The organism is Clostridium sp. LIBA-8553, assembly GCF_057782465.1.
Map to the genome: position 1 here is coordinate 1873278 of NZ_CM173489.1, position 25807 is coordinate 1899084.

Consider the following 25807-nt stretch of genomic DNA (forward strand, 5'->3'; position numbering starts at 1 on the left):
TATTACTCTAAAATTTTATCCATTACTATTTGGATATCAGCTGTATCTACTATACCATCTCTATTTATATCAGATTTTTCACTTAAAGTATTTCCTGATATAACAGCACCTTGATATTTAGATACTATTGATAAATCCCCTACGTTTATAACTCCATCACCGTTGACATCAGCTGAAATTTCAGCCTCTTCTAATACGTAATTTAGAGTATAAACATTCTTAGAACCAGATTCTGAACGAACAACTATTATTGATTTATTATTATAAACTGGCAAAATAGTTACTGCTGCATTCTCATCTGCTAAAGCTTCTACACTTGTAGGTAATGTTTCTAAATTAACTGTGTACTCAGTAGTATTAGGATCAAAATCTTCTAAAACTTTTCCATCTAATTTAATTTCAGATAAAGTATTAGTTGTATTAGCATTTACTTGAGGTACATATTCATAAACAGCTACTTCTGATAATCCAATACACTTACCTACCTCAGGTTGTTGCATATATATACGTATGCTATCAGTATTTATTACCTCATCTAAGAAATAAGTTGTTTCTCCAGCAAGATATGATACCTCTGTTGTGTTTGAATGAGGTGCTACAACATACTCACCAGCTTCATTTCTATAACTTATTTCAACCTTTTTAGGAATTCTTCCATATACATTGTCAGTGAATAACCATAAATCTAATCTATCAATATCATATTTATTTTCCCAATCCAATTGAACATATGCACCTTTAGGTTCGCCATTAACTGTTAAATCACGTTCATTCCAGTTTGTCCAACGTTCTCTTGTATCTAATCCGTTATTAGTTATTCCATTATTAATAGAATTTAAGTTATCTGATTGAGAAATACAACTTTGACTTAAGTTTGGAACATCTTTATTTGAAGAATTATTTATTGCAAGGTTAGAAGCTGCTTTTAGAGCTTCAGCCACACGTACTGTTGAAGTTACAGTATATGTCTTACCTAATAATGATACTTCACCCTCAACAACAACTGTTGTATTAGGCTCATTAAAATCTACTCCATCTAAGTTCCAATTCACTTTAAATTCTTCACTTTCATTTCCATCTGCTAAATATCCTTTTACAGTCTTAGGAAGTGTAGGGACTTGTCCAGCATAAGTGAATGTTGAATAGTTTTCCATTGAAACAACATCACCAATTACATGAACGTTAACATTTACAGCCACATCTGTGCCCTCTAATTTACCATTTATCTTAAATACCTGTGGAGTATCTAACTCTGACTCATCATATCCATTCCATAAGATATTAAAAGTCTCAGTTGTTCCATCACTATATCTTCCTTCTACAGTACTTGGTAATTCTGGTTTTTCATTTAGGTTAACATAGTAATCTTTAACTATTTCATAAGATTCTAAGAATTTATCATCCCCAGCATTGTTTACAGTATTAATTTCTATAGATTGAGATTGCAATCCTTCTCCTGAAACATTTAATGTCATAGTACCTGCATCCTTAGTTGATTGAACTATTACTAAAGCTTTACCACTTAAAGCTTTTCTAGAAGCAGTTGTATCACTTGTAGGTTTATAAGATTCTGTATCAGTTTGATCTCCATTATCCACACCTACTATCTTACCATTGCCCTCAAGTTCAAAGTTTAATCTATTAGATGCATCTGGAACTATGTTTCCATCTTCATCTACAATATCTACAGTAATATAAGATAAATCATATCCATCAGAATCAATAGTGTCTCTATCTGCACTTAGTTTTACAGTAGTAGGGTCACCTGTTGTTGTAACTGATTTTCTTCCCTCTGTATTTGTAATTTCATTTCCATCCTTATCATATGCCTTAGCAGTTAATGTACCTTCTTCATAAGGAACATTAAATACTGGATATACTGAATCATTTCCAAAAGTATAGTATTTATAACCAGCCTCAGTTGTATGCTCAGTTGAAGTTTGCTCTCCAACCTTTTCACCATTTAGATATAATTCTACTTTATGGGCATCAGTAAATACATTTACCTCAACATTTCCGTTTTCTATAACTATATCTTCTCTATTCCATGTTGGAAGTACATGCAATGTATTTACATCATCATTCCATTGGCTTTGATATAAATAATATATGTCTTTTTCAAAACCTGCAGTATCAACTATACCAAAGTAACTTGATTTTGGAGATGCTCCATTTCCTCCTCCAACACTACCAGTACCAGTTCCATTCCAAGGAGTAGGCTCACCTATATAATCAAATCCTGTCCATACAAATTCTCCTGCATTATAGTCATTCTTTATAACAAACTTCCAAGCATCACTAGCTGAGTGTCCCCATCCAACTCTTGTAACATCATTGTCATACTCTGAAATACGATGATTTGAATAATCTATTCCTTTAGTTTTATAATATCCTCTAGTATGAAGTGCACTACTAGTTTCAGAAGCATATAATGTCCAGTCTGGGTGTTTTTCTCTCTGTTGTGCTACTTGCCTCTCATTAGCATAGTTAAATCCAACTAGTCCACCATTATCGTCAACTACCTCTGAAATAGCCTCTGCCGTTCTATCACCATTTTTAGTTCTATTATCACCTATAGTAACAGGTCTTGTTGCATCTTCATCCTCAATCCAATCAATTATATCTTGAGCTACATTAGTATAGTTAGATGCACTTCCACTAATTCCTTCTAATATCTCGTTACCTATTGACCACATTATTATTGATGGGCTATTTTTAGAGTTTTTAACCATAGATCTAGCTTCAAACTCTCCCCATGTCATTCCTGTAGTTCCATTTATAATTTCATTCTCTTCTTCTATTACTTCATTAAAATACTTAGAAAAGTCATTTACATTTCCATTCTTAGGATTTGTCCATGTATCAAAAGCTTCATTTATAACCAATAACCCTAAACGGTCACAAATTTCTAATAACATATCACTTGCTGGATTATGAGAAACACGTATTGCATTAACTCCCATTTCCTTCATTATTTCCATTTGACGCTCTACAGCACGATAATAAGAAGCAGCTCCTAAAGCCCCTTGGTCATGGTGCATACAAACACCTTTTAGTTTCATCATTTCTCCATTTAATGAGAATCCAGTATCTTTATCAAAGTTATAATATCTAAATCCAAAGTCTGTAAAATAAGTATCTACCACTTTACCATCTATTAAGACTTCACTTTTTACTTTATACATATTAGGATTATCAACTGACCATAAATTTGGTTTATTGACAATACCAGTTTGATTAAAAGTTACACTCCCATTAGCAGCTATAATTTCTTCACTTATTACTGGTTCACTAACTTCCTCTCCATTAGCATCTAATACAGTACTTTTAACTGTAACATTAGCTTCTTCTGTGGATTCGTTTTCAACAACAGTCTCAATAGCTACGTCTACATCACCATCTTTTTGTTCTTCAATATTTGGAGTTGTAACTGTTGTTCCTAAATGAGAAACATGAACAGAATCTGTAACACTTAATGTTACATCACGATAAATTCCACTTCCTGAGTACCATCTACTAGTTGGCACAGGATTAGCTACCTTAACAGCAATTATATTTTCTGTTTGTCCATCACATACTAATGCATCAGTAATATCAAAGGCAAAAGCAGTGTAACCATAATTATGTTCACCTATCTTTTTACCGTTTACATAGACCTCAGCATTCATATATACACCATCAAAATTTAATGTAAAGTCTTTACCATCATACTTTTCAGGTACTACAAAGCTTTTACGATACCATCCAGTTCCTCCTAATAAGAATCCACTTTCAGCCTCTCCTTGTACAGTAAAGTCTCCCTCAATACTCCAGTCATGAGGTAAATTTAATCCTCTCCAAGAAGAATCATCAAAGTCTACAGCTTCAGCACCTAATGGATTTCCCTTAAAGAATTTCCAATTTTGATTAAAAATAGTTGACCGTTCTCCATCCTTAATAAATCCAACATGCACTGTTTCAGATTCTGGAACTTGTCTTGTTTCAGCCATTACCAAAGTAGGTGACAAAGTTAAAGCAAAAGCTAATGCTACCCCTAGCGCAGAGCCTTTTTTGTGAAATGGTTTCATGTTACTATTCCCCCTTTTAATTAACATAACTTAGTTAATAAAATTATAAATATAAAACTATTAATTTTTTACAATTTATAATCAATTCAAATCAACAATCTCTATTTACTTTTATTAACTATTATGTATAATAATAACATTTTATTAGCAAACAGTAAAGTATTAATCTCCTGAATGAGCCCTTCTTTATTATAATTTTAATTGAATAACCTAAGTCTACTTCATCCTTATAAAACAAAAAATTGACACAATAATGTGTCAATTTTTATTTTATACTGCCTTACTCTTTTCTATGCTTAATTTATTTTCAGTTAGTGTAAGTATCATAACAAAGTATCCAACAATTACTCCAGCAAACCCAGTTGCAATTGTTTTCAAGATAAGAGCCTGTGTATAGTTTAATGTCAACATACCAAACATAGCTGGAATTCCCACGAAGAATGGTATTATTAAAACAAGAGCTATAATAGTTAATATTATTGCTTTTAAGAAGTTATTTTCAGGAAAATATTTGGCAATAATGTGATCTTTTTTATCATAATCTATTTCAGGAGCAACTCCTTTTTCTATATCCTTTTTTATCATAGGGAATCCAGTAAGTGAACATAACATTCCCAAAATTATAATAGATATTACATAGTCTAATGCAATGTCTGTAGTTGTAAATGTTCTAGTTTTATCACTAATTTGAACAATAAATATTCCTGCATTAATTAAAGCATTAACAATCCAAAAGTTAATAATACTTTTCTTAATTATATAATTGTGTAGACATACATTCTTCTTCATTTTCATCCTCCATATTATTAATATATTTATTTTTTAATAATGTAAATATTACTAATGTTAATGTTACTCCCATTGTAACATCTGATGCGAAGTGAGCTCCTAATATAACTCTACTAATTGGAACTAATATTGTCCAAAGAGCAGCAAAGCCTATGAACCATTTTTTCTTATCTCTTAAGCTAGGCACAAAAGTAGGAATTAGTATAATCCAAATCATAATTGCCGCATTTGCACTATGTCCAGAAGGGAATGACATAAATTCATTACCAGCTGCTAATCCTTGAGGAATAAACCATTTTGAATATCCTGCAAATGATCCTACTGCAATCATATGTCTATAACGTTCTCTTCCCCATAATAATTTGATTGAATTAAAAGCAATTACTACAAATACAAATGTTAATAATCCAACTAATGCAGCTCTACGCAATTCCTTTTTATTGGTAACTGAGTATTTTTTAGCAATAGCGTAAGATACTCCTATATAAACTACCATAAGTATTGGAATTAATAAATTAGGCCCTTCAAAGTATTTTACTGGCAATGCAGCCGCCATTGATGATGTAAAAATTAATAAAATAATATAACCAATAGTTCCTAAAGTATATTTAAACGTTTTCTCTTTATTTCTAGTTAACATTAAGCCAACTGTACAAAATGTTGCTATAACAGAAGCTGGGAATTCTCCAATAGCCTCAAATATTAATCCAAACTTGCTTTCTGGATTATAAAGTGCATTAGAAATATTCATATCTGCAAATGCAAATATCAATAATAGAATTCCAACAACCGTTAACCCAATTTTATATTCCTTTTTCATATAAACATCCCCTATTTACTATATTTTAAAATAAAATTTCCCATTTCAATTGCGCAATCTTCGCTTTGTGGATAAACTCCTATGTTATCTCCATATGCATGACCTAATCCTTTATATAACACAGTTGTAGTATCTACTCCTGCTTTTACAAGTTTTGCAGCATAAGCCAAACATTCAACCTTTAAAAAGTCATGTTCTCCAACTGTTATGAATGTTGGTGGTAATCCCTTTGGATCTCTAATATATGGTGTTAAATAACCATTTTTAATATCATCTGTTCCTAAAATATCTTTTAATCCCCCTGCTAACCCACTAAACATATCTAACATCATTTCTAAGCCTGATCTATGCTTAGGTGACATTTCATATTCATCCTTACTCCATTTAAAAAACTCATCTTCTACATTAGCCATATTTACAGTTGGATAAAGTAATAATTGTCCCTTTACCATACCTAAATTTTCTTCAAGGTCTTTAGTAGTACAGTATTGAGTTAAGTTTCCACCTGCGCTATCTCCTGCTACAAAGATATTCTTTTTATTTCCACCTAATCTTTCTGCATTATTGTAAATCCACTTTAAAACAGAATAACAATCATTATGGCCTATTGGATATGGATGCTCTGGAGCTAAACGGTAATCAACTGAAAAAGCTAATATATCTGTCTTTTCAACAATTAATTTTACTAACTCTTCAATAACATCAGGAGATCCTCCAAAGAATCCACCACCATGTATGAAATAAAGAATTGGAGCATTCTTTTTCATAGTTTCTGATTTATAAATACGAACTGGTATTTTGTACCCGTCATTAGCTTCCACATATTCATTTATAATATTAATGTTCTTTTCAACTATAGGTTTACTTTTAACTTCACCAAACATCTTTCTTAATTTAGCAACTGATTTTGGAGAAGCATCCATCTTCATGAAACTCTTAGGCATAAATCTCATTATTGTCATTTGCTTTTTACTGTCATTATAAAGACGTGGATCCATTGCTCCTATTTCATCGCTATCTGGTAACCTCTTAACTAAAACCTCTATACCTTTAATTTCAACTATTTCTTGTCTTTCGACAATCTTATCAAGTAATTCTTGTGAATATTTTCTACTCATTTCTCTTATTCCCCTTTACCATAATATTTTGAAAACGTTTGTAATGTTTTTTATAAATAAATGCATACAGTTGTAATAAACAAAGTATGCATTTATTCTTATTGTTAAAAGATTAATATTTAAGTACTGAATCCTTATTATATTTAAAGAGATTTTAAATCATTAGCTATTTCATTCATACAATCTTCTGCTTGAGGATATAATCCTAGCTTGTCTATAAAGGCATGATCCATACCTCTATATCTTATAGTTCTACAGTCAACATTTGCTTCTTTTAGTCTTTTTGAATATGCTTCTCCTTGAACTCTTATAAAATCATATTCTCCAACCACCATTAAAGTTTTTGGAAGATTGCTTAAATCCTCTGCTAGAAGAGGTGACACATATTTATCCTCGGCCAATGAAAAATCTTTCATATATAATGCTAACATTCCAGTTGCATCTCCAAGAGCACATATGGATTTTTTAACAAGCTCCTCATTTGATTTAATTTCATACTCATCTATGCTCCACTTATAATATGGATTTTCTTTTTCTGAAACTATTGTTGCAGGATATATTAATGCTTGATACTTTATCATATTAGTACCTAAGTCTCTATCTTTTAATGTACAAACAGCAGATAAGTTACCACCAGCACTATCTCCAGCCACCCCTATTTTATTTGAATCTACATTAATTTCTTCTCCATTATTGTAAACCCATTTAATTACATCAAAGCAATCTGTCATTCCAGCTGGGAATTGGTTTTCTGGTGCTAATCTGTAATCTACTGATATAACTACTGCATTAGCTTTTTTAGCAATTAATTTACATGGATTTTCAACAACATCTACGCTACCAGCTACAAATCCACCTCCATGGATAAATACTAATGCTGGCATTTTTTCTCCAGACTTTGGTGAATATATTCTAACTGGAATATCTCCATTTTCACCTTCTATTATTTTGTGAGTTGTTTCAATTTCTCCATTAGTTAAATCTTCATTATCCCATCCAAAAACACTACGAATCATTCCTACTGGAAAATTATTAAATGTATAAGTTTTATCAGCTTTTTTATTTTCGTATGGATACTTCTCTGGGTTCATCATAACATCCAATACTCTTGGATCTAAAGTTCCTTGTTCTTCAACATCTGGAACTTCTTTTATGATTATTTCTTGTCCATTTATTATTTCAACTTTTTTACTTTCTTCTAGTTTTTTTACTAATTCTTTATACATATTTTACACCTCGTAAATCATTTGAAATATTAATAGTTTTTATTGATTATATTAATTAAATCTATTAAATGCTCTAGATTAAAATTAGCTTTATTGCATCTTATGGCATCCCCTATGGCTGCTACCTTCATATTTCCAGCAAGAGCAGCCTCTACTCCAGCCTTTGCATCTTCAACTACTATACATTCCTTAGGTAATAAATTTAACTTATCTGCTGCCATTATAAATACTTCTGGATCTGGCTTAGATTTTTTTATCATTGTTCCATCTACTATTGCATCAAAAGAATTTAGTAATCCTATTTTTTGTAATATTAAGGACGTATTCTTACTTGAAGAGCCTATGGCCACTTTTATATTATTAGACTTCAAGTAATCCAAAACCTCATTTACACCTGGTAATATATCTGAAGAGGAAAGATTTTTTAAAAGATCTTTATATATATTGTTTTTCTCTTCTAATAGCACTTCTTTTTCAGCTTGAGTATATTCTCTATTAGCCTTTTCTAATACAATCTCTAAACTCTTAGCTCTGCTTACTCCTCTTAGTCTATTATTTATACCTCTATCAAAATATATATTTTGTTCATCTGATATACTTTTCCATGCTTGATAATGATATTCATCAGTTGAAACGATAACTCCATCCAAGTCAAATATTACTGCTTTTATTTCCATAGCGCTCTCCTTAAGTTTCTTAATAATTATAGTCTTGTATCCCACATACCACAGAATGGATCTACTGGGTTTTGTCCCTTAAATTCACCTCTTCCCATTAACTTATCAAATAATGAGTCTAACACTGTATCTGAACTGTGGTAAGTATTTATAAATGTTTTTACACGTGGTACATCTATTAAGTGATATGGATTCTCTACTGATATAAATATAGTTGGAACCATTTCCATGTAAACTGGTACGTTAGCTCCCATAGGTTCATCCCATTCTATTCTTACTATAGTTTGGTTACTCTTAGTAGCTAAGTTTGTAACATAGATTATCAAATCATATTTACCAACTACTGATGAGAATGGTGCAACCATTCCTTCAAATCCTTCACCTGGACTAAATATATCTACTTCAAAACCTTCTTTTTCCAATTTGCCTTTTACAATCTCATCTACACCCTGTCTTGCTCCATAGAAAGGACTTGTTGTTCCACCTATATAGTATAAAAGAACTTTTTTGAACTTTTCAGGAGATATAGGTAATACACCTTTTTCTTCTTTTACTAAAGTTATAGACTTATCTGCACACTCTTTTGCCCATTCTAAGTGTTTTTCATTACCAATTACTTTTTTTGCATTTTCAAGAGTTGGTAAAAGTTTATCTTCCTCTTTTTTATTGTGAAGCTTTAAAGATGCTTTAAGAGCAAGTACTTTTGTTACTGCATCATCTAAACGTTCACTTGTTATTATTCCATCTTCAACACCTTTTTTCATGAACTCATAATCCTCTTCTAAGTTACGAGTAAATAAGAACATATCACATCCTGCTGCTATTGCTTGTGGCACTGCTTTTGCTCTTGGCATAGGAATTATCATACCTGCCATTGTAGATGCATCTGTAACTACTAAACCATTAAAGCCTAATTGTTCTTTTAATAATCCTGTAACTAATTCTGGTGATAATGAAGCTGGTAATATATCTTTATCTTCTAATTCTGGATTTAACTTTCTAGAATATGCTGGTTGCATTATATGACCAACCATTACAGTCTTAGCACCTGCTTCGATAGATGCTTTGTAAGCTTCCCCATAAGTTTTATCCCAATCTTCGCAACTCATACTATTTATTGAAGTTACTAAGTGTTGATCTCTTTCATCCATTCCATCCCCAGGGAAATGTTTTATAGATGCTGCCATATCATATTTTTGAACTGCCTTAACATACTCAGCTCCCATATTTTTTACAACCTCAGGATCTGAACCAAATGTTCTAGTGTTTGTTATTGGATTTCTAAAGTTATAATCTATATCTATTATTGGTGCAAATGCCCAGTTAATACCTACTGCTGAACCTTCTGCTCCACATATATCTCCTAGTCTATATCCTTGGTTATAATCTTTAGTAGCTCCAATCTCCATAGGAGAACCAAAGCTTGTTCCTTCAAAAACTGCTCCATTCCCACCTTTTTCTAAGTTTGCAGCTATTAACATTGGAATTTCAGAGTTTTCTTGTAGAAATCTATTTGCTCCTACGGCTTGCTCCAAAGACATTGGTCTGCACATTATTCCTCCAGGTTTAACTGTGTCTAATAAATTTTTAAGATATTCTTTATCATCTGAAAAAGCTATTAAGCAGAATATTTGTCCTATCTTTTCTTCTTCAGTCATATTATTTAAAGTTTTTTCTACCCAAGCTATATCATTATCATTTAAATTAAACGGTTTCTTTTTAAGGTTTTCAAATCTATTCATTTAACGTCCTCCTAATGTTTCTTAGTTTATACTTTAATTTTAAACGTTTTAATCAGGAAATACGTTCATTTTTTTTATTTAAACACTGTAATTTTTTGTCCTTTTTAATAAAATTTATATATTTAACACTTGATATATATCTTTTCAACCTCAAGTTAAGGTTAAATAATTCTTTTATTAATAAGACTCTGTTTTGAATCAGTGTTGATTTTTAGATAGAACTGTAAGACCATCTTAATGAGCAATTAGTATTGCATTATCTACGTAAGAATAATAGCGTTAAGAAGCTTTTTCTGTTTGAAGCGTAGCAAGTTTAAAAGCTTTAGCTATTATTTTGAAGTAGATGATAGCAATACTTTGCGAAATTAAGTTAGGTCTGAAGGGCTAGCTAAAAATCAATATTCACTTAAAACAAAGCCATTAATAAAAATATCTCAGAATTCAATTTACTATTAAATCACCTATTTTTAGGTTTATTAGCAAATTTATTCTGAGATAATCTTTTTGATATAAATCCTTATATCTATAATTATAAATTATTTATTTCAAATAATACTATTTCATGTGGCTCTAAAACCGTATTTATTTTATATGATTTATCTATTTTTATATTTTTTCTTTTATACTTCGGATATGATTTGTTTTTTAAATACTCTATTTCTTCTGCTTCTAAATATTTAGGAGCACCCATTTCAACCCAAGCATCAAAAGAACTTCCTTGTTTTCTATTTACTCTATATTCTTTTACTTCATAATCTCCACTATCTATATTTTCTAATTTAAAAGTAAATTCTTTTGGATTATCATTTTTAAATACATTGTATCTTTCTTCTAATGTTATCTTTGAAGTATCCATTGATAAATACAATTTATCAAAATGGCAATAATTATATAAGATTATTTGATAACCTCTATTATTTTTTGTTATATAAAATCCCTCACCTTTATCAACAAACTTATTTCCTAATTTTGATAATAAATAGAAAGCATTATATGCAGCTTTTTTTATTGAGTTAAAGGTTATCAATCCAACACCACCATGAAAAACTTCTTCTGGCAAAGCTAATTCCTCTATAAAATCTGTAATAGTCCAATATGCTAAACATTCTGTACTATCCATATTTTCAACTATGTTTTTTACTATAAATGCTGCTTTATAACAAGTATCATGGGTTAATTCTCTGTGACTTGGTGAAGCATTCCACTCTGTTATATATAACTTCATATCTTCTTTATTTATTTCTTTTGTCTTCTCTTTTATTTCCTTTATATAATTGTATAAAAAGTTCTCATCTTTAGAAAAGATACCCTCTTCACTAAGGGTATTAGGATCAATTTGTTTTAAATCACTACTTATACTATAGGTATAACTATGACTATATATAAAATCAGGAATTATTCCCTTACTAGAATAAAAATCATAAAAATCTTTAGTCCAGTTATAACTTGCAGCACATATGAAATCTATACCTGGTGCCCCTACTTTTAACTCCTTAGAAACAGACTTTAATGTTTTATATGTGTTTTCATATAATTTATAGTATTCATTAACATCTTTAAAGCCAAAAAAATTAACTATTTCAGGTTCATTCCACACTTCAAAGTACCAAGTTTTAACCTCTTCTAATCCATATCTATTTATACAATGTTTTATAAATTCTCTTATCAATTTATTCCACTTATTGATATCCTTTGGTGGACTAATTATAGTTGGTCTATGAAATATTTTTTCTTGCTCTTTTGCTAATTTTTCAGGCATAAAACCTAATTCAATAAAAGGCTTTAAATTTATACTATATAAAAAATCAAACAGTTTATCTATATATGAAAAAGTTAATACTATATCTCCATTCTTCTCTTCATCATACACCCTCATTTCATCATCAAATATTCCATGAAATCTTATATATTTAAATCCAATTTCACTTTGAATAGTTTTTAGTTGATCTTGTACACCTTCATTTAATCCATCTTTAGCTCTACCAATAGTAGTAAGTAACTTCCAATTATGTTTTATTAAATCCCTTTCCTCTTTTAAATCAATAATTACATTATCATTATGTATTACTCTTTTAATACTTTCTTCTTTGCTTAATTCTAAATATTTAAAAAGAGAAGTATATATTTTATCTTCGTCTATTTTTATATAATTAAAATTTTTATTCTTAGTTTTTATTTCTTTTAAATTAGCTTTTATCTTTTTCCTATATGAGTTGGGAGTTTGTCCATAATTTTCCTTAAATAAATTAAAAAATGTTTTTTCATTACTAAATCCATTATTAAGAGCAACTTCTGTTATTGATAAGTCAGTATAAATCAAATCTTTTACAGCATGCTCTAATTTTATACTGCTTAAATAGCCATGAAAATTTTTGCCCATATACTTGCTGAAAAACTTAGATAAATATGCACTAGATAGATATTCTCTCTCTGCTAGACTACTAAGTGTTATATCTTCTTTATAATTTTTATCAATAAACTCTATAATTCTTTTTAATCTTTCTGAATATTTATTGCTATTCTTATTATTTAAAGAATTGTTTTCTTTGAAATTTCTACATAGTATATAAATTAATTCTAATACCAAAGCTTGCATTTTTAATTCACAATCTTCTTCATCTTTACTATAAGTCCACATGGTCTTTGCCAATATATGTCTAATTTCATCAACAATATCTTTATTTTCATTTTCAAGAAATACTGAATTACAGAACTTTATATTTTCTATATCTTCGTAATGATATTTTATAAAATCAATAGGAATTTGAAGAGCTAATATCATGTTATCACCATCAGCACTTACAGTATGTATCTCATTCATGTTAATAACTATTACATCCTCTTGCTTTAAATTATATAAAGTATCATCTATAACTATATTTACATTTCCTTTTAAAATAAATAAAATCTCTAAACTCTCATGCCAATGATTTTGTACATAATTGACGCTATGTACAAATAAATTCATCTTAGTCTTGCTACTAAATTTTATTGTTTCATAAATAGAACTCATATATTTCCCCTCTCATACCTTCATATAGTTTTCTATATTTTAACAAACATTATGATTTCTTTAAAGTAGTCTTATTTTTTTATACTTTTAATCTTAAGGATATATATTAATAAAATCTCTTTTTAATAATTAATTTTTTATAATAATGCTAATTTTTAACTTAACTCCAATTAAATCATATAATTTTTTTATTTATGTATAACACAATCTTAAGAAGCACAGATATAATTTGTAATGTTTCTAACAAAAAAACACACTGAAAATAAATTCAATGTGTTTTTATATAATACTACTTTTCGTACAAAATGCTATATAAATTTTATATTGTAGGATATTCCTATTTATTATATCTTTTTCTAGAATTATTTAAGCTTGTCTTATGTTTTGAGATTTTAATTTAGATTATCTTTTTATTCTTTTAAACATTATATGAAATAGATTGATAAAATATTGTTATAACTAATATAACAACTACAAACTTATAGTTCTAAAAAATTGGAAAAAATGGGAATGGAGGGCCAATAAATGGGAATACTAATAAACCTAATCTATTAATGTTACGAATTGGAAATCTCTTTCTTCTAAAACGTCTAAATCTTCTTCGAGGTCTGCCACCCATAGGAGGACGTTGTCTACCCATTGGATCTTCTGGATCATCCATCACTACATCTTCACCAACCAATACAGTTACATTATCAGTATCTACCTCATCAATAATACCATCAAATGTACTTCCGTCTTTCATTTCCATCACAATATGATAGGACATACAGTTTTTACATTCATCATATAGAGACTGTAAATCTCTATAATAATCCATTACTTCTAATGACATCTTTTAACCAGCTCCTTTCCATATCATGGTATTCATTTATACAGTTTTTTGTGTCATTCTTTTTAAATTATTTATGACTAATATAATTTATAAGTGCTATTATAAATAGTTAAATATAAAAGCTTATAGATCAGATAAAAACTACTTTCTATTTATTATTTTAGTTTTTGTTCTTTATATGAAAAATTATAATTCTCTAGCAACTTTCTTTATTTTATCTTGTAGGTTTAATAAGCTTTTTCTAATTTCAGAAAAGTTACTACTTATTAACTTTTTATTTTTAACAACAATCTTACCATCAACAATTACTAATTCTACATTGCTGGCATTAGCTGAATATACTATGGCTGCATAATAATCATATATTGGTTGCATATTTACTGACTTTGTTTCTATTAAAGTTAAGTCGGCCTTTTTCCCAACTTCTATGGATCCAACCTCTTTATCTATGCCTAATACCTTAGCACCACCTAAGGTTCCCATTTCTACTAACTCTATTGATGGAAATAAGGTTCTATCATTATTAAATAGTTTATGGATTTTTCCTACTTGCGCCATTTGAGTTAATATATCTAAGGTGTTTCCACTCATAGGACCATCTGTTCCAAGCCCAATATTTATTCCTTCTTCTTTCATTTTTAATATTGGTGCTACACCCTTGGCTCCCTTAGAATTTGCCCCAATATTATGAGATACTTTAACACAATTTCTCTTTAAAATCTCTATATCCTCATCATTAACTAAAACTGCATGTGCTGCTATAAAATTAGAGTCTAAAATTCCTAGCTTATCTAAATATCCCACAGGAGTAAGATTATATTTTTCTATACACTCCTTTAACTCATAATCCATTTCTGCTAAGTGCATAGTAATAGGAACATTATACTTTTTGCTAATTCTATAAGCCGCTTTTAATGATTCATCTGTATTTGTATATGGGGCATGAGGAGCTATCCCTGGAGTTATTAAATCATCGCCTTTCCATTTTTCTATGAAATCTATTGAATAATCTAATCCACCAAAAGCTTCTTTAGAATCTGGAGACGGAAAATCCACTATTGTCTCACAAAGAATTCCTCTAATATTTAACTCCTTAGCTGCTTTCGCCACTTCATCTTCAAAATAATACATATCGCAAAAAGTGGTTACTCCTCCTAATAGCATTTCTGCTATGGCATATTTAGCTCCTATGTAAGTTAATTCTTCATCAACTAATCTTTGCTCTAAAGGGAATAAATATCTCTTTAATCTATCCTTACAGTCATCAGCTAAACTTCTAAAAGGCACCATTGATCCATGAGTATGACAATTTATCATACCTGGCATTAGAATACCCTCTTCTCCATCTATTATTTCAACATTATATCCTTCTCTTTTAAAGCTATCCTCTTTATTTCCATCATGTCCAACATATATTATTCTATTTCCTTCAAAAGCAACTATTCCATTTTCTATAATTTCTTTATTTTCATTCATAGTAAGAACCGTAACATTTTTTAATAAAGTTATTCTTTTACTCATTTTTTCCCCTCCAAACATCTACTAAAAATAAGAGGATGTACCTCCCTATGATACACCCCCTTACTTTATTTTATCCTAATTTCCTATATTGCAAAGTAGAGTTTTTATTTAAATAAAGAAACAATACTAGACTTTTTAACATCTATTAATCCCTTATCCGTTATTTTTAAAGCAGGACTCACTGGTAATGATAAAGTACTAAATGACATAATTTCATTCATATGATTATATCCTAAATCTCTCATAGCATTTCTAACTTTCCCTAGTTTTTCTCCTATGATTTCAATAGGCTCGTCACTAACTATTCCACCTATTGGCAGTTCTAATTTAGCAATTACTTTATTATTATTTGAGACTACATATCCCCCCTTAGAATGTATAACCTCATTAGCCGCTATAATCATATCATTAATATTTCTACCCATTACCATAAGATTATGATGATCATGAGCCCAAGTAGTTGCTATTGCTCCTTCTTTTATAATTTCCCCTTCTATTAATCCAAAAGCTATATTATTACTTTTACCATATCTCTCAAAAACAGCAATCAATGCACAATTGCTATTTTCCCACTCTAAGAGATTATTATGAATATTTAAAGTTACTTCTCCCTCTTCTGTAAAAGTAGTGTTTTCCGCTACCTTCATAGTTCTGCAAGTCACCTCATTTTTATAACCCTTTGGCACTTTAAGTAATAAGCTTTCCTTAGTAATTGGACTTAATTCTAAACTATTATAAAATCTATAATCTAAAGTACTCTTTTCTTCAAAAAACTCTTTTTTCAATCCCTTATCTCTATTAAAAACCATTTCCCCATTTTTATAAACTTCATATATATTAAAATTTTCTATATTATCTAGTAATATAAAATCTGCTACCTTTCCAGGTGCAATTGTTCCCCTATCCAAAAGATTCATTCTTCGAGCTGGTGTATATGTAGCCACATAGATTGCATTTTCTATAGACATACCAAGTTTTACAGCTTCTTTTATCAATTCATTAAGATGTCCCTTAGTTAGTTTATCTGCCATTACATCATCTGTTGCCAAAGCAAAATGCTCATATAAATTATTTTCAACTAAAAATTTTATATTTTCAACAGTCATTGATTTATGTTGCATCTCTATAAACATACCATTTTGTATTTTTTCTTTAAGAGAAGCTACTGTTTGCTGAGTGTGATCTCCATTAACCCCTCTATAAATATAAAGAGATAAATCCACTCCTTGTATTTTAGGACAATGTCCTTCCAGAGGTAAGTTCTTCTTTTTGCTTATATTTATTATTTTATTTATATTAGAATCTTCATCTTCTATTAAATCCTTAAAATTCATTACCTCTCCAAGACAAAGAATATTATCATATTCTAATAATTTCTCTACTTCTTTAGCAGTTATTTCTCCACCCGTTGTCTCTAAAGAGCTTGAAGTTGAAGGAACCGAACTAGGTATGCCATAAAATATATCTAGTTTTTCCTTAGATTTAATAAATTCTTCTATACCATGTACACCAAAAACATTAGCGATTTCATGAGGATCAGCTACAACCGTAGTGACCCCATGTTTTATTGCTGCCTTAGAGAATTCACTTGGAATAGTCATAGAACTCTCTATATGCATGTGTATATCTATTAAACCTGGAATAATATATTTATTCTCTCCATCTATTATATTTTTAGATGTTAATCTCTCTTCATAATCTTTCCCTATATGAATAAATTTCCCCTTATTTATTAAAACATCACCTTTTATGAACTTTTTGAAATAGCTATTATACACATTTAAGTTTTTAATAATTAATTCTACTTCCATTTTCTTACCCATAAACTAGTTCATTATTCTATTCCAGTTATTAACCCACTGATCCATTACTGAATTAACAAATTTAAAATCTATTACTTTAGCATTATCAAGCACTGGTCCATATGTTAAGTTTTTAGTTTCTTCGTCTGTTAATTTAACTTCTTTATTAACTGGTGACTCATTTAAAGCTTTCGCAGTTCTCTCTTGAACTTCTTTACTTAATGCATAGTTAATGAATTCATAAGCTAAATCTTTATTTTTCGAATTTTTGTTTATGTTTATTGTATTAAAATTTAAGTAAGTTCCTGACTCAGGTATTACATTTATAACCTCTGGTTTAGCTTTTGAAATTGTTCCATAAGCAAAGTCTGATGCTACTGCAGCTACTATTTCACCATTTGAAAACATATTTGCTAAGTCTGAAGATTTACTATAAGTTTTAACAACATTTGGTTTTAAAGCTTCTAATTCCTTAAATGCCGCTTCTCCATTATCAGTTTTTACATCTACTCCAGCTTTCTCTGCAGCTATTTCTACTATTGCTGGTCCATTAGTTGTTGTAATATCTGGTATAGCTATTTTATTTTTAAGTTCCGGCTTCCATAAATCTTCCCAAGAATTTATTTCTATCCCTGCTGATGGATCTACAACTATTCCTATACTATTTAATGTATATGCTGGCCCATATCCAGCTTCTACTGTAGACTTAGCTTTTTCATTCATTTCACTTGCATTAGGAATCTTTGAATAATCTAATTCATCAAATATTCCAGCTTCTATACCTTGCTCTGCAAAAGATTCAGCTAAGTAAGTTACATCAATTTGTGAGTTGGGATTATTTTTCATTTTAGTTAATCTCTCTGAGTTATTACCTACATCTAAAACTATTTCTACTCCATGTTCTTTAGCAAATGGATCAAATACTGTTTCTTTTAATACATCTTCATTTAGTCCCCAAGTTGAAACTACTAATTTCTTTCCTACTTCTGCTCCTTCTGTCTTTCCACATCCAACTAATGCTGTTCCTAATATTACTCCTGTTAATAACGTCGCTAAAATTTTCTTTTTCATAAGCTTACTCCTTTATAAACGTATTTTTTATATTTAAGTTTTAAACTGATTTTCATTTTTGAATAGAACCATAAGACCATTTTAATAGCAACTCTTTGTGAAATTAAGTTAGGTCTGAGGAGCTAGTCCAAAATCAATATTTATTTTAAAAAGTTAAATTTTATAAAATCACTATTTTATTTACTGGTAATTGAAGTTTTATTTTTTCTCCCTTTTCATAAACAATGCTATTTTCACTATTTACAATTAAATTTCCCATAGCTGTTTTAACATCATACTGATATGCTTTTCCTAAAAAAGTCCTTATCTCTATAACACCATCTACTGTATTTTCTAAATCTTCATTTACAATTTTTATATCGTCTGGTCTTATAGTTGCCTTTACTTCATTTTTATCTTTAGCTTTATTAACTCTTAAGTTAATTCCACTTTCATTTTTATAAGTGTCTTCTGATACCTTAGTTAAATCTATGAAATTTTCAAAGCCTACAAATCTTGCAACGAACTCTGTTGCTGGATTTGAATAAATATTTTCTGGAGTATCAAATTGCTCTATTACTCCCTTATTAAGAACTGCTACTCTATCTGAAATTGAAAAACATTCTTCTTGGTCATGAGTTACGAATAATGTTGTTATTCCAAGCTTTTGTTGAAGCTTTCTTATTTCAACTCTCATTTTTAATCTTAATTTAGCATCTAAGTTACTTAAAGGCTCATCTAGTAATAAAAGACTTGGTTCTATTACTAAGGCTCTTGCTATAGCAACCCTTTGTCTCTGTCCACCAGATAACTCTTTTGGATATCTCTTTGCTAGATGACTCATATCAACAACCTTTAATATTTCATCTACTTTTGTTTTTATTTCTTCTTTATTCATCTTCTTCATTTTTAATCCGAAAGCTACATTTTCTTCTACTGTTAAATGTGGAAATAATGCATAGCTTTGAAATACTAATCCAAAGTTTCTATTATGAACAGGTATATTTGTATAGTCTTCATCCCCTAATAGAAACTTTCCTGATGTTGGCTCTATAAATCCTGCAACAACCCTTAATGTTGTTGTTTTTCCACATCCACTTGGTCCTAAAAGAGATACTAATTCTCCTTTTTTGACCTTTAAATTTAAATTTTCTAATATATTATTTTTCTTATCATAAGAAACATTTATATTCTGTAGGTTTATTAAATCCATATTTTCATCCTCCAAATAAATTTTTAGCTAAGATTTTATCCTGCAAAATTATTTAATCCTAATGTTTTTTCTAATATATACATAATTCCAATAGTTAATATCATTAAGATTACTGATAATGCTGATACTGTTGGATCGTAATTATATTCAACATAGTTCATCATTGTTGTAGGTAATGTACTTACTCCTGGCCCAGTTAAAAATATAGATACTGGAACGTTATTAAATGAATTTATGAAAGCTAACATAAAGGCTGCCATTACCCCTGATGTTATATTTGGTAAGACTATCTTAAAGAAAGTTTTTGATTTTTTGCATCCTAAGCTCATAGCCGCTTCTTCTATGGAATAATCAAATCCTTCTAAGCTTGACCCTACAACTCTTATGATATAAGGAATAATTATTACAGTATGTCCAATAAATAAACTAGCATATACTGAAAGATTCATCTTTACTAATAAAAATTGGAATAATGAGAATCCAACTACTATTCCAGGAACTATTAGTGGTGAAAAGAAAAAGCTTTTAATAATATTCTTTCCCTTAAAGTTATATCTGCTTAATCCGTAAGCTGCTGGCATTCCAATAACTAATGCTGCTAATGTAGCCACTGTTGATATTAGTAAGCTTGTCCCCATACTCTTTATAAATGACTCTGATTTAAATACTGTAACAAACCATTGCATACTAAATCCCTTTGGAGGAAATGCTATGTAATTTTCCGTTCCTATACTTGTCATAGCTATAATTACTAATGGGGCAAATAGGAATATATATACTAAAACAACGAAAGCTGTTAAAACTTTACTCTTTTTCATTTTAAGCAACCCCTCTCTTATCTAATCTTGATGCTAGGAAGTTAATTCCCTTTATTACTATTAAAGTAACTATGATCATTATTGTTGCTACAACTGCAGCTCCTTGCCAATCTCCTAAGGTCATAGTTTTTTGGTATATTAAAGTTGCTAAAACTGTATTTTTATTTCCTCCTAATAATTGAGGTGTTGTGTAAGCTGTTAAGGAACCAGTAAATACTAAAACTGTTCCAACGATTAATCCCGGTAAACTAAGTGGAAATACAACTTTAAAGAATGCTTTTAACCTATTAGCTCCTAGACTTTCTGCTGCTTCTAATAAGTCATTATCTATATTTTCCATAACTCCTACTAAAGAAATAATCATTAATGGTAAGAAAATATAAATTGTACCAACTATAATAGCTCCCTCTGTATATAAAAGGGATAATGGTTCTTGTATTAAGTTAAACTTCATAAGTAAACTGTTTATTATTCCATTTTTTCCTAAGATACTCATCCAAGCGAATGAACGAACAACCGAATTTGTTAATATTGGGAATACTGTTAAGGCTATAAGTAAGCCTCTAACCTTTTTAGAAACTCTTGATATGTAATAAGAAACTGGCACACCTATAAACATACAAATTATAGATGATACTAAGGATATCTTAATGGTTCTCCAAAATATTGACATCATATAAGAATCCGTAAAAAATTCTTTATATGCACTAAACATACCACCATTTGTATTAGTAAAAGTAGGAATTATTATATCTACTAATGGAACTATCATAAAATATGCTACCAATACCATACAGGGTATAAATAATAAATACTGACTTATTTTCCTCATGCTTTTCCTCCATCTTTAAGTAATCTGTCTTTAATCACTCTTTAAACTCTTTCTACATAATTCAATTTTATTCTACCTATCAATCCGTATATTGTCAAATTAATTATTTTTATTTTTCGTGTTTTTCCTCATTTAAAAACTTTTTATTTTGATTAAATTTAAAAATTTATTCACATTTATCTGTATTTACGAACAATTTAAAATCATTAAGATTTTCTTTGTTTTTAGATAAAATTTATTTGAAAACATGCAAAAAAGACAATGGTCAGCTATACAAATATACCTGACCATTGTCTTAATTTTAATAATATATTTTAAATTATTGTTAATTCAATTATAAACAAATCATTTTCAATACCAAAACAATTTATTGCTAATTCCCATTTATAGTTCGGCATTTAACTTAAACAAAAAAACATTTCTTCCTAAAACTAATTAATTAAGTTCTCTTCCATAAGAATCTACAGCTAAAATAATGATATAAAACATAAATATCCTATTTCTAAGATAGTATCCTCAAAACCTTCTCTTAAAAACTCTAAAACTGCTTCAGTATTATTTCCAATAATTCTTGAAAAGGCTACAATATAATCTTTTATCTCTTCAATACTTATTTCTTCCTTACTTATACAATACTTTAAAAACACTGAATATCTCATTAATAAGTATTCTAATATAATAATCTGAAAAGCAAGTATCATTTCTTCTATATCATCACTGACACAATTGCTTAATATCTTAGATACAATGCACTTCTCAATTAATTTATCATATTCTTTAAACTTCTCTTTATAAGAACTCCATTTATCCTCTAGAATTTCAATCTCAGCATTTTCTGAAAAATCAGAAATCTGTTCTAAAATACATTTAAAACTAACAACTTTTTTGTAGTTCTCTATAATATCTAAAAATAAAGAATTTATTTCTTCTATTGATTCTAATATATTTAATTCTATTTCATTATAAATATCTATAACTTCTTCTATATAATTTCTGTCATTATATTTTTCTAACTCTTCTAACAAAATTTCTCCACTAGTATAACTTTCATTTTCTAAGATATTTAATAGCATTTCAAAACCTATAAGCAAACGTTCTTCTAAAGAAAAACTCTCTTCATACATTATATTTATTAAAGTCTCTCTTATTTTAAGTTCTAATAAATCATTTTCTTTAAAAGTATTATTTTCTGAAACCATCTCTATTCTTCCAGACATATCACTTAGGATTTCTATCACTTCTGGACATGCACATGATAATGAAAATTCCGTTTTATCTTCAAATAAATTCTCTATTCTAGGAAATGTATGACATGTTAAAGATAAATACTCTTCCCCATGACTTTTAACTATATTACATAGTCCTTGTCCATCTAAAAATGCACATGCTTCATAGATTTCCTTATTTATAAAATATTCCGTTTTTTCATTGCATTTTTTAATTTTTACATTATTTAAAAGATACTCAGAATCTTTCTTATCTCTTTTCCATTTATCATAGGTATCATTATCTATATTAATATCCCATCCCTCACAGCATGTAAACTTACATTTATCAGCTATACACTTAAACTTATCATAATTCGTAATTTTTAATATATTTATCTCTTTATTCATATGTAAATAGCTCCAATCTCATTGATATATTTAGATTTAATCCCAAACTTTTATAAATAATATATTTCAATTCTAACATTTAAAACATCTTTTTCATAATCATAACCTTTTTAATAGCCTCTATTTTATATGAATATTAAATATTTATAGTAAAAAACACTGAAATCTAAAGTCTAGATTTCAGCGTTTAATTTATATTTAATCTTGATTATTAAATAATCCAGCTCCTTTTATTATTTCTTGTTCAGCAAATAAACTTGTAACAGCTTGGTTATAATCTACTATCTTTTGTGCCTTCTTTATTTTCTTAGCATACTTTTTATTGTTTGAGAACATGTAAATCATGTATCCCCATAGTTCTTTCATCCTAAACATTGCATTTCTATCTTCATTAAATACTTCTTTATATTTATTAAAAATTTCATCATGAAATTCTTTTAAAATCTTCTTGTCCATAAAATCATTATTTTTTATCTCATTCATTAATCCTGGATTAGCTAATATCCCTCTTCCTAACATTATTTTATCGACTTCAGGAAAAGTTTCTATTAGTGTTTTATGATCATCCACAGTAAAAATGTCACCATTATAACATACTGAATTAATGCTTAATGATAAGGCATCTTTAAATACTTCTAAATTAGGCTTGTTTCCATAAAAGTCTTGTCTTGTTCTAGGATGAATAATTAATTCTTCCATAGGATATTTATTGTAAATTTTAATTAGCTCATAAAATTCCTCTGGTTTATCCATTCCTAGTCTAGTTTTTATCGAAAGTTTCATATCATCTATTTTAAATATTTCTTCTAAAAACTTGTCAAGTTCATCTATATGAGCTAAAAATCCTGAACCTCTTTTCTTACCAACAACAGTTCCAGAAGGACATCCTAAATTTAAATTAATCTCATTATAGCCTAATTGTTGTAGCTTTCTAGCAGTATTGATAAAACCTTCTGAATCATTAGTAAGTATCTGAGGAACTATATTCATCTCCCTATTATTTTCAGGTAAAACATCTCTTAACTCTTTAGTTTTAAGACTTCTACTCTCATTTGGAACAATAAAAGGGGTAAAATATTTATCAATATTTCCAAAAAACTTATCATAAGAATTTCTATATATAAATCCAGTAATACCTTCCATTGGTGCTAAATAATACTTCATTTGTTTACTCCTTTTTTAAAGATTCTAAAAAATATTATATCAGCCTTTCTTTTTCTTATCTACTTAACTATATAAAACTAATTTTTCATACAAAAAATTAGTTAATTAGCTAAGTTCTTTATACTCTACAAATTAAGTCATCAGCATCTCTTATGTAAAATTCTTTTATTAAAAATACACCTATTATTATAGTAGCGCCAATATCTGCTACTGGTTGTGAAGCCCATACTCCATTTAATCCATATGCTCTAGGTAGTATAAGTATAGTAGGTATAAATATTATAACTTGTCTTAATAAACTTAATATAACTGACTTCTTAACATTTCCTATAGACTGGAAATATACCGCTCCCAATATTGAAACTCCTAAGGTTGGCAAAGTAAAAGAGTATATTTTTAGTCCATTAATCGCTATATTTATTAGCTCATTATTCTTTGTAAATATATTAATAAATGTCATTGGAAATACTCTAATAAGTATAAATCCTATAGTTAAAATAATTGTTGCTAATATTATAGTCATGAACAATGTCCTTTTAGCACGATTATATTCCTTTGCTCCATAATTGTATGCTACTATGGTTTGCATCCCTTGGCTCAATCCAAAAACGGGCATTAAAAACATTAAGTATATAGATGTTATTGAAGTCATTGCTCCTATTGCTAAATCTCCACCATAGTTTTTTAACACTCTATTTGTTATTAAATGTATAAATCCTGATGCAAGCTCCATAAAAAATGGAGTTAAAGCAATTAATATTATTAATTTTAAGATTTTCTTATTTAATATGGTGTCTTTAACTTTTAGCTTTAAATTAGATTTTCCTAATGTAAAATAATACACTGCCCAAAGAAAAACCATTAATTGACAAATTATAGTGCCTAAAGCAGCTCCTTTTATCCCCATATTAAATAAAAATATAAATATTGGATCTAAAATTAAATTTAAAACACAACTTATTATCATCATTTTAGCAGCTAATCTCGGATTTCCCTCAGCTCTTATTGCATTATTTAGGGCAAATCCTGGAAAATTAAACCATGAACCTACAAGTATTAAACTCATATAATCCTTTGCATATATAATAGTATCATTGCTTGCGCCAAAAAAGTATAGTATTTCTTCTAGAAAGAAGAATCCTCCTATCATAATTATTAAAGCAACAACTATTGATAGGATAAAAGTATTTCCTAATATTTTTTCAGCCTCTTCTCTATTTTCCTCTCCTAGCTTTATTGATATGTTGGTACTTCCTCCTATAGCAATTGCCACACAGAAAGCACCCAGTATCGTAAATAATGGCATAGTTACCCCTAAACCAGATATGGCCAATGCCCCTATATCTTTAATAGAACCTATAAAGGCTCTATCTACAGTATTATATAATGAAGCTACCATCATTGATAATATAGCCGGCGCTGAATATTTTAAAAGTAATCTGCCTATTTTTTCATTTCTTAGTTCATCTTGATTTTTCATAATAATATACCTATTCCATAATAT

General features: G+C 28.9%; 18 protein-coding genes. All 18 read right to left on the reverse strand.

The genetic code is table 11. The features are described from left to right. Positions 1-2 precede the first annotated feature (2 nt). On the reverse strand, positions 3-4067 hold the full coding sequence (locus AC2JAQ_RS08325; RefSeq protein WP_488456019.1) for a glycoside hydrolase family 2 TIM barrel-domain containing protein: 4065 nt from the start codon (positions 4065-4067) through the stop codon (positions 3-5). A 270-nt stretch (positions 4068-4337) separates the two neighbouring features. Continuing rightward, on the reverse strand, positions 4338-4856 hold the full coding sequence (locus AC2JAQ_RS08330; RefSeq protein WP_488456020.1) for a hypothetical protein: 519 nt from the start codon (positions 4854-4856) through the stop codon (positions 4338-4340). Beyond that, positions 4819-5676 (reverse strand): phosphatase PAP2 family protein, encoded by an 858-nt coding sequence (locus AC2JAQ_RS08335; protein WP_488456021.1) that lies wholly within the window; start codon positions 5674-5676, stop codon positions 4819-4821. The genes AC2JAQ_RS08330 and AC2JAQ_RS08335 overlap by 38 nt, the downstream gene beginning before the upstream one ends. 11 nt (positions 5677-5687) lie before the next feature. After that, on the reverse strand, positions 5688-6794 hold the full coding sequence (locus AC2JAQ_RS08340; RefSeq protein WP_488456022.1) for an alpha/beta hydrolase: 1107 nt from the start codon (positions 6792-6794) through the stop codon (positions 5688-5690). Positions 6795-6937: 143 nt separating this feature from the next. Beyond that, on the reverse strand, positions 6938-8020 hold the full coding sequence (locus tag AC2JAQ_RS08345) for an alpha/beta hydrolase (RefSeq protein ID WP_488456023.1): 1083 nt from the start codon (positions 8018-8020) through the stop codon (positions 6938-6940). Between the two features lie 29 nt (positions 8021-8049). Next, a complete protein-coding gene (gene pgmB, locus AC2JAQ_RS08350) occupies positions 8050-8697 on the reverse strand; it encodes a beta-phosphoglucomutase (RefSeq protein WP_488456024.1) in 648 nt (215 codons plus the stop codon). 26 nt (positions 8698-8723) lie between these two features. Continuing rightward, complete coding sequence (locus tag AC2JAQ_RS08355) at positions 8724-10439, reverse strand: glycoside hydrolase family 3 protein (RefSeq protein ID WP_488456025.1); 1716 nt, start codon at positions 10437-10439, stop codon at positions 8724-8726. Positions 10440-10968: 529 nt separating this feature from the next. After that, positions 10969-13452 (reverse strand): GH39 family glycosyl hydrolase, encoded by a 2484-nt coding sequence (locus tag AC2JAQ_RS08360; RefSeq protein ID WP_488456026.1) that lies wholly within the window; start codon positions 13450-13452, stop codon positions 10969-10971. A gap of 487 nt (positions 13453-13939) precedes the next feature. Further along, on the reverse strand, positions 13940-14197 hold the full coding sequence (locus AC2JAQ_RS08365) for a hypothetical protein (protein WP_488456027.1): 258 nt from the start codon (positions 14195-14197) through the stop codon (positions 13940-13942). Between the two features lie 276 nt (positions 14198-14473). Further along, complete coding sequence (locus AC2JAQ_RS08370) at positions 14474-15808, reverse strand: amidohydrolase (RefSeq protein WP_488456028.1); 1335 nt, start codon at positions 15806-15808, stop codon at positions 14474-14476. A gap of 104 nt (positions 15809-15912) precedes the next feature. Continuing rightward, positions 15913-17619, reverse strand: coding sequence for an adenine deaminase (locus AC2JAQ_RS08375; RefSeq protein ID WP_488456029.1), 1707 nt, complete (start codon positions 17617-17619; stop codon positions 15913-15915). A gap of 15 nt (positions 17620-17634) precedes the next feature. After that, the gene (locus tag AC2JAQ_RS08380; RefSeq protein WP_488456030.1) at positions 17635-18681 is read right to left on the reverse strand and encodes an ABC transporter substrate-binding protein; all 1047 of its coding nucleotides are present in this window, start codon (positions 18679-18681) and stop codon (positions 17635-17637) included. A gap of 160 nt (positions 18682-18841) precedes the next feature. After that, the gene (locus tag AC2JAQ_RS08385) at positions 18842-19873 is read right to left on the reverse strand and encodes an ABC transporter ATP-binding protein (RefSeq protein ID WP_488456031.1); all 1032 of its coding nucleotides are present in this window, start codon (positions 19871-19873) and stop codon (positions 18842-18844) included. Positions 19874-19908: 35 nt separating this feature from the next. Beyond that, on the reverse strand, positions 19909-20691 hold the full coding sequence (locus AC2JAQ_RS08390) for an ABC transporter permease (protein WP_488456032.1): 783 nt from the start codon (positions 20689-20691) through the stop codon (positions 19909-19911). A gap of 1 nt (position 20692) precedes the next feature. Continuing rightward, complete coding sequence (locus tag AC2JAQ_RS08395) at positions 20693-21523, reverse strand: ABC transporter permease (protein WP_488456033.1); 831 nt, start codon at positions 21521-21523, stop codon at positions 20693-20695. Between the two features lie 467 nt (positions 21524-21990). Beyond that, positions 21991-23139 carry a flagellin lysine-N-methylase gene (gene fliB / locus AC2JAQ_RS08400; RefSeq protein ID WP_488456034.1) on the reverse strand — a complete coding sequence of 383 codons (1149 nt, stop codon included), beginning with the start codon at positions 23137-23139 and terminating at the stop codon, positions 21991-21993. Positions 23140-23337: 198 nt separating this feature from the next. Continuing rightward, a complete protein-coding gene (locus AC2JAQ_RS08405) occupies positions 23338-24303 on the reverse strand; it encodes a tRNA dihydrouridine synthase (protein WP_488456035.1) in 966 nt (321 codons plus the stop codon). A gap of 118 nt (positions 24304-24421) precedes the next feature. Beyond that, positions 24422-25783, reverse strand: a complete 1362-nt coding sequence (locus AC2JAQ_RS08410; protein ID WP_488456036.1) for an MATE family efflux transporter — start codon at positions 25781-25783, stop codon at positions 24422-24424. Positions 25784-25807: the final 24 nt, after the last annotated feature.

Bases quoted from the DNA above. Each gene is read 5' to 3' on its own strand.
- AC2JAQ_RS08410 (WP_488456036.1), bottom strand. From the start codon at position 25,783: ATGAAAAATCAAGATGAACTAAGAAATGAAAAAATAGGCAGATTACTT.
- AC2JAQ_RS08385 (WP_488456031.1), bottom strand. From the start codon at position 19,873: ATGGATTTAATAAACCTACAGAATATAAATGTTTCTTATGATAAGAAA.
- AC2JAQ_RS08395 (WP_488456033.1), bottom strand. From the start codon at position 21,523: ATGAGGAAAATAAGTCAGTATTTATTATTTATACCCTGTATGGTATTG.
- AC2JAQ_RS08405 (WP_488456035.1), bottom strand. From the start codon at position 24,303: ATGAAGTATTATTTAGCACCAATGGAAGGTATTACTGGATTTATATAT.
- AC2JAQ_RS08355 (WP_488456025.1), bottom strand. From the start codon at position 10,439: ATGAATAGATTTGAAAACCTTAAAAAGAAACCGTTTAATTTAAATGAT.
- pgmB (WP_488456024.1), bottom strand. From the start codon at position 8,697: ATGGAAATAAAAGCAGTAATATTTGACTTGGATGGAGTTATCGTTTCA.
- AC2JAQ_RS08345 (WP_488456023.1), bottom strand. From the start codon at position 8,020: ATGTATAAAGAATTAGTAAAAAAACTAGAAGAAAGTAAAAAAGTTGAA.
- AC2JAQ_RS08360 (WP_488456026.1), bottom strand. From the start codon at position 13,452: ATGAGTTCTATTTATGAAACAATAAAATTTAGTAGCAAGACTAAGATG.
- AC2JAQ_RS08375 (WP_488456029.1), bottom strand. From the start codon at position 17,619: ATGGAAGTAGAATTAATTATTAAAAACTTAAATGTGTATAATAGCTAT.
- AC2JAQ_RS08365 (WP_488456027.1), bottom strand. From the start codon at position 14,197: ATGAAAGACGGAAGTACATTTGATGGTATTATTGATGAGGTAGATACT.
- AC2JAQ_RS08335 (WP_488456021.1), bottom strand. From the start codon at position 5,676: ATGAAAAAGGAATATAAAATTGGGTTAACGGTTGTTGGAATTCTATTA.
- AC2JAQ_RS08380 (WP_488456030.1), bottom strand. From the start codon at position 18,681: ATGAAAAAGAAAATTTTAGCGACGTTATTAACAGGAGTAATATTAGGA.
- AC2JAQ_RS08325 (WP_488456019.1), bottom strand. From the start codon at position 4,067: ATGAAACCATTTCACAAAAAAGGCTCTGCGCTAGGGGTAGCATTAGCT.
- AC2JAQ_RS08330 (WP_488456020.1), bottom strand. From the start codon at position 4,856: ATGAAGAAGAATGTATGTCTACACAATTATATAATTAAGAAAAGTATT.
- fliB (WP_488456034.1), bottom strand. From the start codon at position 23,139: ATGAATAAAGAGATAAATATATTAAAAATTACGAATTATGATAAGTTT.
- AC2JAQ_RS08370 (WP_488456028.1), bottom strand. From the start codon at position 15,808: ATGAGTAAAAGAATAACTTTATTAAAAAATGTTACGGTTCTTACTATG.
- AC2JAQ_RS08390 (WP_488456032.1), bottom strand. From the start codon at position 20,691: ATGAAAAAGAGTAAAGTTTTAACAGCTTTCGTTGTTTTAGTATATATA.
- AC2JAQ_RS08340 (WP_488456022.1), bottom strand. From the start codon at position 6,794: ATGAGTAGAAAATATTCACAAGAATTACTTGATAAGATTGTCGAAAGA.